The sequence below is a fragment of the Pseudomonas sp. MWU13-2105 genome, assembly GCF_023242315.1.
Lineage (GTDB): Bacteria > Pseudomonadota > Gammaproteobacteria > Pseudomonadales > Pseudomonadaceae > Aquipseudomonas.
Map to the genome: position 1 here is coordinate 321371 of NZ_JALLIY010000007.1, position 15628 is coordinate 336998.

General features: G+C 64.4%; 8 protein-coding genes. 2 read left to right on the forward strand and 6 right to left on the reverse strand.

Annotation, left to right across the window (positions count from 1 at the left end; all coding sequences use genetic code 11):
- Nucleotides 1-20 precede the first annotated feature (20 nt).
- From M5B96_RS12920 to M5B96_RS12940, 5 genes are all read right to left on the reverse strand, one after another.
- Complete coding sequence (locus tag M5B96_RS12920) at nucleotides 21-1688, reverse strand: bifunctional protein-serine/threonine kinase/phosphatase (protein ID WP_248797062.1); 1668 nt, start codon at nucleotides 1686-1688, stop codon at nucleotides 21-23.
- 9 nt (nucleotides 1689-1697) lie between these two features.
- Nucleotides 1698-2909 (reverse strand): nitrate/nitrite transporter, encoded by a 1212-nt coding sequence (locus tag M5B96_RS12925; RefSeq protein ID WP_248797063.1) that lies wholly within the window; start codon nucleotides 2907-2909, stop codon nucleotides 1698-1700.
- A gap of 342 nt (nucleotides 2910-3251) precedes the next feature.
- Nucleotides 3252-3827, reverse strand: a complete 576-nt coding sequence (locus M5B96_RS12930) for an ANTAR domain-containing response regulator (protein WP_248797064.1) — start codon at nucleotides 3825-3827, stop codon at nucleotides 3252-3254.
- A gap of 15 nt (nucleotides 3828-3842) precedes the next feature.
- Nucleotides 3843-5036 carry a CmpA/NrtA family ABC transporter substrate-binding protein gene (locus tag M5B96_RS12935; protein WP_248797065.1) on the reverse strand — a complete coding sequence of 398 codons (1194 nt, stop codon included), beginning with the start codon at nucleotides 5034-5036 and terminating at the stop codon, nucleotides 3843-3845.
- A gap of 191 nt (nucleotides 5037-5227) precedes the next feature.
- The gene (locus tag M5B96_RS12940; protein ID WP_248797082.1) at nucleotides 5228-9367 is read right to left on the reverse strand and encodes a sulfite reductase subunit alpha; all 4140 of its coding nucleotides are present in this window, start codon (nucleotides 9365-9367) and stop codon (nucleotides 5228-5230) included.
- An 834-nt stretch (nucleotides 9368-10201) separates the two neighbouring features.
- Here M5B96_RS12940 and nirB point away from each other — a divergent pair.
- The gene (gene nirB, locus M5B96_RS12945; protein ID WP_248797066.1) at nucleotides 10202-12763 is read left to right on the forward strand and encodes a nitrite reductase large subunit NirB; all 2562 of its coding nucleotides are present in this window, start codon (nucleotides 10202-10204) and stop codon (nucleotides 12761-12763) included.
- Nucleotides 12763-13134, forward strand: a complete 372-nt coding sequence (gene nirD, locus M5B96_RS12950) for a nitrite reductase small subunit NirD (RefSeq protein ID WP_248797067.1) — start codon at nucleotides 12763-12765, stop codon at nucleotides 13132-13134. Before nirB ends, nirD begins: the two co-directional genes overlap by 1 nt.
- Nucleotides 13135-13387: 253 nt before the next feature.
- Here nirD and M5B96_RS12955 read toward each other — a convergent pair whose 3' ends face one another.
- On the reverse strand, nucleotides 13388-15052 hold the full coding sequence (locus tag M5B96_RS12955; RefSeq protein ID WP_248797068.1) for an electron transfer flavoprotein-ubiquinone oxidoreductase: 1665 nt from the start codon (nucleotides 15050-15052) through the stop codon (nucleotides 13388-13390).
- Nucleotides 15053-15628: the final 576 nt, after the last annotated feature.

Below are 15628 nucleotides of genomic sequence, written 5' to 3' on the forward strand. Positions count from 1 at the left end.
TTCTCCAGGAGGTGTTCGCTTCAGCCGTGCAGTCGCCAGGCCAGCAGGATCAGGTTCAACAGCAGGGAGCCAAGGGCCAGGGCGCGCCAGACCTTGATCGGCTCGCGCTCCAGCAAGGGCCGGGGGCGCGGCGCCGGCAGGTGTTCGGCCTGTTGCAGCGCCAGTAGCCATTCCTCGGCGGTTTCGTAGCGCTGGGCCGGGTCACTGGCGAGGGCCTTGCCGAGGCTGTGTTCGAGCCAGTCGGGCAGGTCCGGACGATAACGACTGGCCGGCACCGGCGAGCCGAACCGGGGACGTTGGAAAGCCTCGATTTCGCCGTAGGGGTAGTGCCCGGTCAGCAGGTAATACAGGCTGACGCCAACGCTGTAGAGGTCTTGCGCCGGACTCGGTGGCGCACCGCCGTAGGCTTCCGGGGCGATATAGCTGGGCGTGCCGGGCAGTTCGCCATCGCGCTGGCGGCTCAGCCCTGGGCAGTAGGCCAGTCCGAAGTCCAGCACCCGCAGTTCGCCGTCGCCCCCCAGCAGCAGGTTTTCCGGCTTGATATCGCGGTGCAGGAGATTGCGCCGGTGCATCTGGCCGACGGCGCGCAGCAGGCGCAAGGCCAACTCCAGCCCCTGGCTGAGTCCCAGGTTGCCCTGGACGTTAAAGTGTTCGGCGAGGGTCATCCCCGGGTATTCGCGCATCAGGTAATACAGATGCTGACGCTGCTCGGCGGGGTGCACTTCGGGGAAGTGGCGACCCGCCATGCGCCGCAGGAACCATTCTTCCAGGAGCAGGCTCTGGCCGCCTGCGGTGTCGTCCTGGCGCTGTGGCGGCAGGGTTTTCAATAGCCAGGCTTGCTGCTGCGCATCGTGGACCCGGTACAGCAGTGACTGGCGACTCTGTTTCAACAGGCCCTCGACTTGCCAGCCCTCGAACAGTTGTCCTGGTTTCAGTGCCGGCGGCAACGGCCATTGCTCGGCTCGCCCGAGCAGATCGTCGAGGTCGGTGTCGGCCAGTTCATCGACGCGGACCAGTACGGCACTGGCGTTGTCCTGGCTGCCGGAGCGATGCGCGGCCTCGACCAGGGCCAGGGTGGTGTCTTCCAGCGGCAGGTCACGCTGCAGGATGTCGACGATCGACGCATCGCTGAGGGTCGCCCAGACGCCGTCACTGAGGATCAGGAACTGTTCATCCTGGCGCAGATCGCCTTCCAGGTAGTCGACCACCAGATGCTGTTCCAGGCCGAGAGCCCGTTTCAGCACATGCTGCATACCGGCCTGGCCCCAGACGTGATCCTCGCTGATGCGCTGCAACTGCCCGGCAAACCAGCGATACACCCGGCAATCGCCGATATGCGCGAGGGTGAAGGAACGCCCGCGCAGCACCAGCGCACTGAGGGTGGTCAGCAGCGGCGACTGCCCGCCATTGGCATGCAGCCAGCGATTCTGCGCCAGCAGCAGTCGGTCCAGGGCCTGCGACACGCCCCAGGTCGGCGGCGTGGCGTAATAGTCCAGCGCCAGGGCCTGCAAGGTCGAGCGCGCGGCCAGGCCGCCGTCGGCGCACTGGCTGACCCCGTCGGCCAGGGCGAACAGATAACCCTTGCTGGCGGCCAGGGCGGGCACCGGGATGACCAGGCGTGTCGCATCCTGGTTCTGCTCCCGCGGCCCGCTGGCGCTGGCTTCGGCATAGCTCAGTTGCAGGCCCATGGTCCTGGCTCAGACCCGGGCAGCGGAGAAGGCGGCCGAACCCCAGGTGGTTCTCCAGCGGCGCTTGACCCCGTACAGGCCGAACCAGGCGATCAGCCCCAGGCTGGCGAACAGCCACAGAGCCAGCTGGTAGTCACCGGTACTCTGCTTGATCGCCCCCAGGCCCGCCGTGAGCAGGAAGCCGCCGATACCACCGGCCATGCCGACCAGGCCGGTCATCACGCCGATTTCCTTGGTAAAGCGCTGCGGTACCAGTTGGAACACCGCACCGTTGCCGGCACCGAGGCCGAGCATGGCAATGACGAACAGCGCCAGGGCTGCCACCGAGCTGGACAGGTGGAAACCCACCGCGCCGATGCACAGGGTGGCGATGGCATAGGTGCCGAGCAGCGCGCGAATTCCGCCGAAACGATCCGCCAGGGCGCCGCCCAGTGGGCGCATCAGACTGCCGGCGAACACGCAGGCGGCGGTGTAGTAGCCGGCCGTCTGCGGATTGAGGCCGTACTGGTCGTGGAAGTAACCGGGCAGGGCGCTGGCCAGGCCGATAAAACCGCCGAAGGTGACACTGTAGAAAAACATGAACCACCAACTGTCACGATCGCCGAGGGCGGCCAGGTAGTCGGCCATGGATTTGGCCTTGGCCCGGTTGGGCGCGTTGCGTGCCATCAGGCTGAACAGCGCCAGGGTCAACACCAGCGGGATCAGGGCGAGGCCGAACACGTTGACCCAGCCGAAGGCGGCGGCCAGCAGCGGCGCTGCCAGGGCGGCTATTACCGTACCCGAGTTGCCGGCCCCGGCGATGCCCATGGCCTTGCCCTGGTGTTGCGGCGGATACCATTGCGAGGCCAGCGGCAGGGCCACGGCAAAGGAGGCCCCGGCCATGCCCAGGCAGACGCCCAGCAGCAGTGCCTGCTCATAGCTGTGGATCCCCAGTTGCCAGGCCACCAGCAGGGCCACGATGACAATCACCTGGCCGATGATGCCGGCGGTTTTCGGTGACAGCTGGTCGGCGAGCATGCCCATGACGAAGCGCAGGATGGCGCCCGCCAGGATCGGCGTGGCGACCATGAAGCCACGCTGTTGCGTGGTCAGCTGCAGGTCGGTGGCGATCTGCACCGCCAGTGGCCCGAGCAGGTACCAGACCATGAAGCTCAGGTCGAAATACAAGAACGCCGCGAACAGGGTCGGTGTATGGCCGGCTTTCCAGAAACTGTTGTGCATCTAACACCTCATCTGCCAAAGGGTTCAACGAAGGCTCTGGGCCTGCGGGCGGGTGATGTTCACCGGTCGCCTGCTCCAGTTTGCCAACGCCAAAAACGCAAAAACGCCGCATCCCTGCTCGTTTTCACGTAGGGATTGCGACGTCTTTGTCGGGGGTGGGGCAGCCGCCGTTGGCTACCGGATATTGTCTGAGCACTATGTGTGCCAGTTTTCAGTCTGACCCCGTTCGCCGCTCAAAAACGGCCTTTTGCGGGCATTGCCGGCAGGTTGCCGGCGGAGAGGGCGACGCCTGTGCCCCACAACGCAGCCCGATGTGGGCGGTGTGCTGCGTTGCGGTGCGTGTCAGTCGAGCAGTTCGCTCATGGCGATCACCTGTTCGGCGACCTGGATCAGTTTCTGCTGTTTGCTCATGGCCTGGCGGCGCATCAGGGTATGGGCGGCTTCCTCGTCGCAGCCCTTCATCTTCATCAGCAATCCCTTGGCCATTTCGATGCGCTTGCGCTCGGCGATCTGCTGGTCGCGGGCCTGCAACTGCGCGCGCAGGTGCTGGTCGCTTTCGAAGCGGGCCATGGCCACGTCCATGATCGGCTGCAAGCGTTCGGACTGGATACCTTCGACGATATAAGCGCTGACCCCGGCCTTGATCGCCTGGCGCATTACCGCGGGGTCGTGCTCGTCGGTAAACATGACGATCGGGCGTGGTTGGTCGCGGCTCAGCAGCACCACCTGTTCGAGCACGTCACGGCTGGGCGAGTCGGTATCGATCAGCAGCACATCCGGGCGCACCGCCTCGACCCGCGCGGGCAGGTCGATGGTCAGGCCGGATTCGTCGATCACCTCGAAACCGGCTTCGCTCAAGGCCGTGCGCAGGCGCCCGAGCTTCTTCGAGGTATCGTTGATCAGCAGGATTTTCAGCATGACGGCCAGCTCCTGTCAGTGATCATTAAGGGCATGCAGGGCAAAACCACGGGCATAGGCCTCGGGGGCGGAACCGTCCCAGAGGTGGCCATCGAGCAGTTGGCTGCTGCGCATCGGCGTGCCGGGCACGGGGATGTCCAGGGCGGTCGCGGCGCGACTGTAGAGCTCGAGTTGCTGGACCTGGCGCGCCACACCCAGGTAGTCCGGTGTTTCACGCAGCAGGCCCCAGCGGCGGAACTGGGTCATGAACCACATGCCGTCCGAGAGGTACGGGTAATTGGCCGCGCCGCGGGCATGAAAGCTCAGGGCATGGGGGTCTTGCCAGTGGTGGCCGAGACCGTCGTTGTAGCTGCCCAGCAGGCGTGGCTCGATACTCGTCAGCGGGGCGTCGAGATAGTCGCGTCCGCTCAGCAGTTGCGCGGTGCTGCGGCGGTTTTCCTGGCTTTCTTCAATAAAACGGCTGGCCTCCAGGATCGCCATCACCAGGGCTTGCGCGGTGTTGGGGTACGCTTCGACGAAGGCGCGGGTGCAGGCCAGGACCTTTTCCGGATGGTCCGGCCAGATCGCCTGGCTGGTGGCCAGGGTAAAACCCTGGCCCTGCTCGACGGCATGGGCGCCCCAGGGTTCACCGACGCAGAAACCGTCGATGCGCCCGGCCCGCAGGTGCTCGAGCATCTGCGGCGGTGGCACCACCACGCTGTTGACGTCCTCCAGCGGGTGGATGCCCTGGCTGGCCAGCCAGTAATACAACCACATGGCGTGGGTACCGGTGGGGTAGGTCTGGGCGAAGGTCAGTTTGGCCTGGCCGTTGCGGACACGTTGTTGCAGGGCCTGGGCGCTGGTGACAGCGGCGTCCTTGAGGGGTTGTGAGAGGTTGATGCTCTGGCCGTTCTGGTTCAGGCCCATCAGTACCGCCATGTCGGTGGCCGGTGTACCGCTGATGCCCAGTTGGATGGCGTAGATCATCCCGTACAGGCCATGGACGGCATCCAGTTCGCCACTGACCAGTTTGTCGCTCAGGCCGGCCCAGGAGTTCTGGCGCCGCAGATTGAGTGTCAGACCGTAGGGCTGGGCGAAGCCCTGGGTGGCCGCGACCACCAGGGAAGCGCTGTCGCTCAAGGGCATGTAGCCGAGGTTGAGCACATTCTTTTCCGGGGCATCGCTGCCGGCTACCCAGGCCAATGGGGATCTTGCCAAATCGTTGTGCATGCGGTGATTCCTGAAGCTGTAGGGCTGACGCCTGTCACAAGGCGGAGCAAGAGTTGTGCCGATAGCCGTGCCCCCTGTGGGAGCCGGCTTGCCGGCCATGACGTCCGGGTGAGCACCGCCAGGCTCAAGGGCCCCATCGCCGGCAAGCCGGCTCCTGCCGTGACCGCGTTGCTACAGTTACGCGGTGCGGCTCAATAGACATCGCGCAGATACCGTCGATCCTTGCTCAGGGCACTGACATACAGGCCGGCGGCACCGCCGCTCATCCGCCCGTGGACCTGGACGATTTTCTTCAGCGCGGCGTCGACGTCCTTGGCCATGCGGCTGGCGTCGCCACAGACATAGACGCTGGCCCCTTGCTCCAGCCAACTCCAGAGCTGCGCGCCGGCTTCGAGCATGCGCTGCTGCACGTAGATCTTTTCAGTCTGGTCGCGGGAGAAGGCGGTGTCCAGGCGGCTCAGGTGACCGCTGCGCAGCCAGGCTTCGAGTTCCTCGCGGTAGTAGTAGTCGCGGGCGGCGCGTTGCTCACCGAAAAACAACCAGTTCTTGCCTTCGGCGCCCTGGGCCTGGCGTTCCTGCAGGAAGGCGCGAAACGGCGCGATGCCGGTGCCGGGACCGATCATGATCATCGCTGTCCGCGGATCCTGCGGGACCCGGAAGTGCGTGGTGCGCTGGAGAAACAAGCGCACTCCGGTGCTGGCGGCGCGGTCGGCGAGAAAGGTCGAGCAGACCCCGCCACGGATCTGTTCGGCATGCCGGTAGCGCACCGTGGACACTGTCAGGTGCACCTCGGTCGGGGTGACTTTCGCGCTGGAAGAAATCGAATACAGGCGCGGCTGCAAAGGCTTGAGCAGGCTGATCAACTGGTTGGCGCCGAGGCTGATCGGGAACTCGTGCAGCAGGTCCAGCAATTGCCGGCCCCAAAGCCAGTCCTTGAGCCGCGCCTGGTTGGCTTCCTCCTGCAATTCATCCAGCCAGGGGCTGGCGCAGAGCCCGCAGACCCGGCGCAGGATTTCCGGGGTGATGCGGGTGATGTCCAGGTGGTCGAGCAGGGTCTCGCGCAGTGTCATCGGCGCTTTGTCCTTGAGCGTGACCAAGCTGTCGCCGTCCAGTTGCAGGATGTCCAGCAACTGGTCGACCGACTCCGGGCAATTGCTCGGCCAGACACCGAGGGCATCGCCGGCCTGGTAGGGGAAGTCCTGGTCGGCGAGGTCGAACACCAGGTGACGGGTTTCCTTTTCCGCGCCGGGGCCATTCAGCACCTGGTTACGCAACAGGCGGGCATGCAATGGGTGATGGCGGCTGTAGGGGCTGCCGATGTCGCTCGGGGCCGGCTGCGCCGCAACCACGGCAGCGCTGGCGGCGACTGTCGGGTGCGTAGTGGCGGGCCCGGACGGGCCGCCGAGCGCGGTGCACAGGGTCGTGAGCCAGGGTTCGACGGCGTGCCGGGCATCTTGCTCGCATTCCAGGCGCGGCAGCAGGCGTTCAGCCCCGAGTTCGCTCAGGCGTTCGTCGAGCTTGCGACCGAAGCCGCAGAACTGATCGTAGTTGCTGTCGCCCAGGGCCAGCACGCTGTAACGGCTTTGCGCCAGGGCCTGGTCCTGGGCACCTTGCAGGGCCTGCCAGAAATTGGTCGCATTGTCCGGTGGGTCGCCGTCACCGAAGGTGCTGGTCACCAGCAGCACGCTGGCGGCGGCGCGCAGGTCGTCAAGACCGGCCTCGTCCATGGCCCGCAGGCGAGTCCGCTGGCCGGCGGCGTCCAGGCGCTTGGCACAGGCCTGGGCCAGCTCCTCGCTGTTACCGGTTTGCGAGGCCCAGAGCACCAGCCATTCGGCGGATGGGGCCTGGACCATGGAGGTGGCCTGCGGTTCTGGCGAGGTGCTCGCGGTGCGGGAAAACAGGCCGGCGAGCAGGCCATTGAGCAGCAAGCGCTTGTCCGCGTCAAAGGGTGCGCTGCCGGGCAGGGTGGGCACGCCCTGCACCTTGGCCTCGGCGCTGCGCAGGCCCAGCAGGTAGCCCTGCATATACAACTGCTCATCGGCGGCCAGGCTCAATTGCGCCGGGATATCGAGGTTGAGCAGGCGGGCGAAGGCGTTGATCTGCATGGGAGAAAAGCCCTCCTGGGCGACAGTCGAGGCGCCGGCCAGGGCGAGTTCGGGGACTGGCTGGCTGGGCGCCGGCGCCAGGGCCAACAGGTTCACCGCGCAGAACTTGAAGGCCGGCTGCAGTGACAGTGGGTCGATGGCATCGCTGGTCACGGCGTTGATTGCCAGGTCGTCGCCGAACACATCGTTCCAGTGAAAGGGGGCAAAACAGTTGCCCGGCCGGACCCGGTCGGTGATCACCGCCGGCAGTACCGCGCGACCGCGCCGCGAACGGATCTGCACCGGATCGCGTTCCTTTATGCCCAGGCGCGTGGCATCGCCGGGGTGGATTTCGACGAAAGGGCCGGGGTTGAGTTTGTTCAGGCTTGGCACCTTGCCGGTCTTGGTCAGGGTGTGCCATTGGTGCTGCACCCGCCCGGTGTTGAGCACCAGGGGGTATTCCTCGTCGGGCATTTCCGCCGGCATCAGGTGCGGTCGGGCAAAGAACTGCGCCTTGCCGCTTTCGGTCGGGAAGGTGATCGCCGGTGGTTGGCCGTCCTTGTCGCGCTTGAGTACCTGGCTGATGCCGTTGTTGAGGTAGCGAATGGGGTTGCGCGTGGGCCCTTGTGCGTCGGCGCACGGCCATTGCAGCGGCTGCTCGCGCAGGCGGGCATAGCTGGCGCCGCGCAGGTCATAGCCGGTCTTGGGATTCCAGGCCTGTTTGATCTCCTCGAACACAGCCTCGGCACTGTCATAGGTAAAGGCCTCGGCATAGCCCATTTCGCAGGCCACGCGGGCGATGATCTGCCAGTCCGGCAGGGTTTCACCGGGTGGCTGCACTGCCTGCTGCATCAGCGTCAGGTTGCGTTCGGAGTTGATCATCACACCTTGCGCCTCGGCCCACAGGGCGCCGGGCAGGAGAATATCGGCGTAGCGGTTGGTTTCGCTATCCAGGTAGGCGTCCTGGCTGATCACCAGTTCGGCGGCCTGCAGCGCCTCGATGACGTTCTGCCGGTTGGGCACGCTGGCCACCGGGTTGGTACAGATAATCCAGCAGGCCTTGATGCTGCCGGCGCGCATGGCCTCGAACATCGCCACGGTACCTTCGCCGGCTTCGGCCCGCAGGCTGCCGGGAGCCAGTCGCCACAGCTGTTCGATAAAGCCGCGGTCGCTGGCCACCAGCGCCGAGCGCTGGCCAGGCAGGCCGGGGCCCATGTAGCCCATCTCGCGCCCGCCCATGGCGTTGGGTTGCCCGGTCAGGGAGAACGGCCCGCTGCCGGGACGGCACAAGGTGCCGGTGGCCAGGTGCAGGTTGCACAGCGCGTTGGTGTGCCAGGTGCCCTGTACGCTCTGGTTCAGGCCCATGGTCCAGCAGCTCATCCAGTTGGCGGCCTGGCCGATCCACCGCGCGGCCTGGTGCAGGTCGGCTTCGGCCAGGCCGGTCAGTTCGGCGACCCGGGCCGGAGGGTAGTCCTCGAGGAACTCGGGCATCACTTCCCAGCCTTCGGTGAAGGCGGCGATAAAGTCGCGGTCGTCGTGGCCGTTTTTCACCAGCAGGTGCAACAGGCCGTTGAGCAGGGCGAGGTCGGTGCCCGGCTTGATCTGCAGGAACAGGTCGGCCTTGTCGGCGGTGCCGGTGCGCCGCGGATCGACGACGATCAGCTTGGCCCCGGCCTTGACCCGATCGAGCAGGCGCAGGAACAGGATCGGGTGACAGTCGGCCATATTCGCGCCGATCACCAGGAACAGCTCGCTGTGCTCGAAGTCCTCATAGGAACCTGGCGGGCCGTCGGCCCCCAGCGACAACTTGTAGCCACTGCCGGCGCTGGCCATGCACAGGCGCGAGTTGGATTCGATATGCCGGCTGCGGATAAAGCCCTTGGTCAGTTTGTTGGCCAGGTATTGGGCTTCCAGGGACATTTGCCCGGACACATAGAGCGCCACGGCGTCAGGGCCATGACTGTCGATAATGCCGCGCAGGCGGCTGGCGGTGGCGCTGATGGCCTGGTCGATGCCGACCCGTGCCGGGTCGCGGTTGCGTTGCGAGCGCAGGAAAGCGTTTTCCATGCGCCCGGAATCGGCCACGGCCTGGCCGCAGGTACTGCCCTTGGTGCACAGGCGGCCGAAGTTGCTCGGGTGTTGCTTGTCGCCCGAGACCTTGACGATCAGGTTGTTCTCGACCTGCATGACGATGCCGCAACCTACGCCACAATAAGGACAGACGCTGCGCACGGTTTTGCTGGCCACCTGGGTATCGGTCATTGTGCGTCCTCGATGATGCGCCACGGGTTGGCAGCCGGGTCCGGCGGAAACGAAAAAAGGCGCCTGCGGCTCCACGTTATTCAACGGGAGCGGCACGGCGCCTTTGTCGTGACTGTTGCCTGGAGAGTGAAATAAGGTGCCATCGACGTTGATGGCCTATGCAGGCATTAGCAATGCCCGCGCCAACTATCACGTACGGGTCCGCACGGGTGGCTGGCAGAGTGGGGCGGACAGGGCCGGCATGCCATGCCCGGGCGTCTGGGGGCGGGCGGATGCGGGGCCGGCGGTGTGGCGCTGGAAGATGAAAATCGGCGTTGCAATGGGGCGTGTCGGGCGTTATTGCACTGTTTTGGCGCTTTTGTCTGGCTGGTCGATGCTCGATCAGCGGTGAAGCTTCTGGCGTTCTCAGCGGCCCTTTCGCGGATAAATCCGGCTCCCACAAGCTCCCACCATCTCTGTGGGAGCGGTGCTTGCCCGCGAAGCTTTTGGCGGTCTCCAGAGCCCCCCGCGGCAGTCCGGCGTCCCGGTGAATTCGCTCCCACGGGGCGCGTGTTCGGCCTTGACGACAAGCCCCAGGGAAAGCCGCCGTGGCCGATATGGCACAAGCGATGCATAGCCTCTTGCACCTCACCGCGATGGCGCGAGTGGGATGCCCCGTCGATCAACGGCGATCGTTTGGCCACAACCGGCCCGGGTGAACATGACTGCGTCAGGCCCACGGGCCGGCAGTACGAACAGGCAAAGGCGCCTGGAACCTTTTGGTTCCGGGCGTTTTTTTTTGCCTTCGAAAAACCGGATTGGCTTTGACGGATGCTTCCTATGAACAGCTATTCAGCGACCTTGAATACCCGGCCAACGCTGGTGGTGATCGGCAACGGCATGGTGGGTCACCACTGCGTCGAGCAATTGGTCGAGCGCGGCGCCCTGGCGCAGTATCAGATCCATGTGTTCAGCGAAGAGCCGCAGCGTGCCTATGATCGAGTGCACTTGTCCGAATATTTCAGCGGCCGCGATGCGCAGGCCCTGGCCCTCGGCGATATCGCGTTGTACCAGACCCTCGGTGTGACCTTGCATCTGGGCCGCCCGGTATTGGAGATTGATCGCGAACGTCGCGAGGTGATCACCACCGACGGCTGTGTGGCTTATGACAAGCTGGTGCTGGCCACCGGTTCCTTCCCCTTCGTCCCGCCGATCGAAGGCGCCGAAGGCGATTCGCGGCTGGTCTATCGGACCCTGGGCGATCTCGACCGCATTCGCGACGCGTCGAAAAATGCCCGGCGTGGCGTGGTGGTCGGCGGTGGCCTGTTGGGCCTGGAAGCGGCCAATGCCCTCAAGTCCCTGGGGCTGGAAGCGCATGTGGTGGAGTTCGCGCCACGGCTGATGCCGGTCCAACTGGATGAACAAGGCGGCCAGGCACTCAAGGACCAGATCGAGGCGCTGGGCGTCAGCGTGCACCTGTCCCGTGGTACCCAGTCGATCAGCGCCGGCAGCGAATACCGCTACCGGATGAATTTCGCCGGCGAGGACTTCCTCGAGGCCGACCTGATTGTGTTTTCCGCCGGTATCCGTCCACAGGATGCCCTGGCCCGGCAGTCTGGCCTGGAGCTTGGCCCACGTGGCGGAGTGGCCATCGACAGCCAGTGCGTCAGCAGCGACCCGGACATCTATGCCATCGGCGAGTGCGCGGCGTGGAACGGCGGGATCTTCGGCCTGGTCGCCCCGGGTTACCAGATGGCCCGGTCGGTCGCCACGCAACTCTGTGGCGAAGACAGCGAGCCGTTCATGGGCGCGGACATGTCGACCAAGCTCAAGTTGCTCGGTGTCGATGTCGGTTCCATTGGCGATGCCCATGGCGCCACGCCAGGCTCACGCAGCTACCGCTTTATCGACGAAGCCAGCGCCAGCTACCGGCGCCTGGTGGTGTCCGCAGACGGCAAGCGCGCCCTCGGTGCGGTGCTGGTCGGCGACAACAGCTATTACGACACCCTGCTGCAATATGTCAGCAACGGCATCGACCTGCCCGCCGACCCGGCCGGGCTGATCCTGCCGTTGGGCGAAGCGGCACCGGCCCTGGGCGTGGACGCCTTGCCCGCGACCGCCACCGTGTGTTCCTGCCATAACGTCAGCAAAGGCGCGATCTGCTCGGCCATCGACGGCGGTTGCAGCGACCTCGCCGAGCTCAAGTCCTGCACGCGCGCGGCCAGCGGCTGCGGTGGCTGTAGCGCACTGCTCAAGCAGGTCTTCGAGCATGAGTTGAGCGCCCGTGGCGTGATCGTGGACAAGAGCCTGTGCGAGCATTTCGCCTATACCCGCCAGGAGCTTTACGCGATTGTCCGGGTCGAGCGCATCGAGTCCTTCGACGCCTTGCTGTCCGGCCACGGCAAGGGCCATGTCGGGTGCGACATCTGCAAGCCGGCAGTGGCTTCGATCCTGGCTTCGTGCTGGAACCGACCGATCATGGACCCGGCGTTGGTGCCATTGCAGGACACCAATGACACCTTCATGGCCAACATGCAGAAAAACGGCACCTATTCGATCATCCCGCGTATCGCCGGCGGTGAGATCACCCCGGACAAGCTGATCGCCCTCGGCGCGGTGGCGAAGAAATACGATCTCTACACCAAGATCACCGGCGGCCAGCGTATCGACCTGTTCGGCGCGCAGTTGCACCAGTTGCCGCAGATCTGGGGCGAACTGGTGGACGCCGGCTTCGAGACCGGCCACGGCTACGGCAAATCGTTGCGCACGGTGAAGTCCTGCGTCGGCAGTACCTGGTGCCGTTATGGCGTGCAGGACAGTGTCGCCATGGCCCTGCTCCTGGAGAACCGCTACAAGGGCGTGCGCGCGCCGCACAAGTTCAAGCTCGCGGTCTCCGGCTGTACCCGCGAATGCGCCGAGGCGCAGAGCAAGGACATCGGCGTGATCGCCACCGACAAGGGCTGGAACCTTTATGTCGCCGGTAACGGCGGCATGCGTCCGCGACATGCCGAGCTGTTCGCCACCGATCTCGATGACGCGACCCTGATCCGCTACATCGACCGTTTCTTGATGTTCTATATCCGCACCGCCGACCGCCTGCAGCGCACGTCGGTGTGGCGGGAAAGCCTGGAAGGCGGCCTCGACCATCTCAAGGCGGTGATCATCGACGACAGCCTCGGCCTGGCCGCAGAGCTGGAGGCACAGATGGACCTGCTGATCGATCGTTACCAGTGCGAATGGGCCAACGCCCTGCAGGACCCGGAGAAGCTCAAGCGCTTCCGCACCTTTGTCAACGAAGCCGGCGGCGATCCTTCCATCCATTTTGTTCATGAGCGTGGCCAGCGTCGCCCGGTCCGGGCCCACGAACTGCACCTGATCCCTGTCACCGAGGAGCTGAACTGATGAACATGACCACAGCGCTACGTAGCCAGAACGGCGTCGAATGGAAAACCCTGTGCAGCCGTGCGGACCTGGTGGCCGATTCCGGCGTGGTGGCCTGGCTCGACGGTGCCCAGGTGGCACTGTTCCACCTGCCCCAGGGCGGTGATGGCGAGCAGGTCTTTGCCATTGATAACCGTGATCCGAAATCGGGGGCCAACGTGATCGGTCGCGGCATCGTCGGTACGCTGAAGGGCGAGTTGGTGATCGCCTCGCCTCTGTATAAACAGCACTTCCGTTTGGTGGATGGCACCTGTATCGAGTACCCCGAGCAGCGCCTGCGGGTCTGGCCGGTGCGCTTGAATGGTGATCGGGTGGAGGTGGGGCTGGATTGAGGTGCGGCATCGAGGGCCAATCTCAGTCAGCCAAAGGTGAGGTCGAACACGGTCTTGTGGCGAGCGGGCTTGCCCGCGCTGGGGTGCGAAGCGCCCCCGAAACCTGCAATTGCGGTGTGTCAGCAAGAACGGGGATTATGGTTTTGCGACTGCTGCGCAGCCGAGCGCGGGCAAGCCCGCTCGCCACGGACCTCGGCCAGGCTTGAGATAAGCAGAAAGGCCCCGGAAGGGGCCTTTCTGTTGTACCGCGGACTTACATGTTCGGGTAAGTCGGGCCGCCGGCGCCTTCCGGGGTGACCCAGGTGATGTTCTGCGAAGGGTCCTTGATGTCGCAGGTCTTGCAGTGCACGCAGTTCTGGGCGTTGATCTGGAAACGCTTGGCGCCGTCTTCCTGGGTGATGACTTCATACACCCCGGCCGGGCAGTAACGCTGTGCCGGCTCATCATAGAGCGGCAGGTTCTTGCCGATCGGGATGCTCGGGTCTTTCAGCTTCAGGTGGCAGGGCTGCTCTTCTTCATGGTTGGTACCGGAGATGAACACCGAGCTGAGCTTGTCGAAGCTGAGCTTGCCGTCCGGTTTCGGGTAGTCGATCTTCTGGCAGTCGGCCGCCAGCTTCAGGCAGGCATAGTCCGGCTTGGTGTCATGCAGGGTAAACGGCAGCTTGCCGCCGAAGATGTTCTGGTCGAGCCAGTTGAAGCCGGCACCGACGATCGGGCCGAACTTGTGCATCGCCGGGCCGAAGTTACGGCTGGCAAACAGTTCTTCGTACAACCAGCTCGATTTGAACGACTCGACATAGCTGTTCAGCTCATCGCCACCTTCGGCGCCGGCCAGCAGCTTCGCGGCCACGGCTTCGGCGGCGAGCATGCCGGACTTCATCGCGGTATGGCTGCCCTTGATCTTGGCGAAGTTCAGGGTGCCGAGGTCGCAACCGATCAGCGCGCCGCCCTTGAACACCATCTTCGGCAGCGAGTTCAGGCCGCCCTTGCAGATCGCGCGGGCACCGTAGCTGATGCGCTTGCCGCCTTCCAGGTACTGCTTGAGTACCGGGTGGTGCTTGAGGCGCTGGAACTCGTCGAACGGCGAGAGGAAGGTGTTGCTGTAGGACAGGTCGACGATCAGGCCGACCACCACCTGGTGGTTTTCCAGGTGATAGAGGAACGAGCCACCGGTGTTCTCGGCGCTCATGATGTCCAGCGGCCAGCCGGCGGTGTGCACCACCAGGCCTGGCTCGTGCTTGGCCGGATCGATTTCCCAGATTTCCTTGAGGCCGATGCCGTAGTGCTGGGCATCGGCGTCGCTGTCGAGCTTGAAACGCGAAATCAGTTGCTTGCCGATATGTCCACGGCAGCCTTCGGCGAACAGCGTGTACTTGCCGCGCAGTTCCATGCCGGGGGTGTACAGGCCGTCTTTCGGATGGCCTTCGCGGTCGACGCCGAGGTCGCCGGTGATGATCCCGCGAACCACGCCGTTCTCGTCGAACAGCGCTTCCTGGGCAGCGAAGCCCGGGTAGATTTCCACGCCGAGGTTCTCGGCCTGCTGGGCCAGCCAGCGGCACAGGTTGCCCAGGGAGATGATGTAGTTGCCTTCGTTGTGCATGGTCTTGGGCACAAAGAAGTCCGGAACCTTGGTCGAGGTCTCGTTGCTGCGCAGGACATAGATGTCGTCACGCTTGACCGGGGTATTGAGCGGCGCGCCGAGTTCCTTCCAGTCCGGGAACAGCTCGTTCAGGGCCCGTGGCTCGAACACTGCGCCGGAAAGGATATGGGCACCGACCTCGGAACCTTTCTCCACGACGCAGACGCTGATTTCCTGACCCGCTTCGGCCGCTTTCTGTTTCAGCCGGCAAGCGGCGGACAGGCCTGCGGGGCCGGCACCGACGATGACCACGTCGAATTCCATGTATTCGCGTTCCACAGACTCTCTCCTACTCAAGGCTCAACAGTTTTTTTCTAATTGGAGGTTTGGTGCCCCTCGCCAGTATTCCTGCACCACGTCGGGAAGAGGATCACGGATGAGACATCTTTCTCTCTAGGCGGCGCATTATATCTACACCACTACCAGCGTCCAATACAAACGTTTGTTTGAATTCGCTGCAGGCTAGATAAATCAAAGAAGCGCGGCTTATGACTGGCCATTTTGCCGTATTGACCGGAATGGGCGTTCCGGTCAAGATACGGGCGGTTTCGCGCTCGCCGTAAGCTGAATCAAGGATTCAGGAGCCCCTCTAAAGACAGGGCGAAGGCAGTGGAAAGTACAGCGGCATGCCGTTCTGGCGCGGAGTTTACACGCCTTGACGGTCCATGACTGCCCAGTCACGTCCGACGGACGGTATAGGGTGGTCGGCGGCGGTGCTTTCGCTTCAAATGCCGGCGTTTTTGGAGGTGCCCTTGTGCTTCTTATGGAGTCGTGCGCCGTTGAGCATCAACCGCCAGGTCAGTCCTGGCGATTTCCTTTTCACCGGAGAGTAACGAGGAATCCATGAAGGTTCTT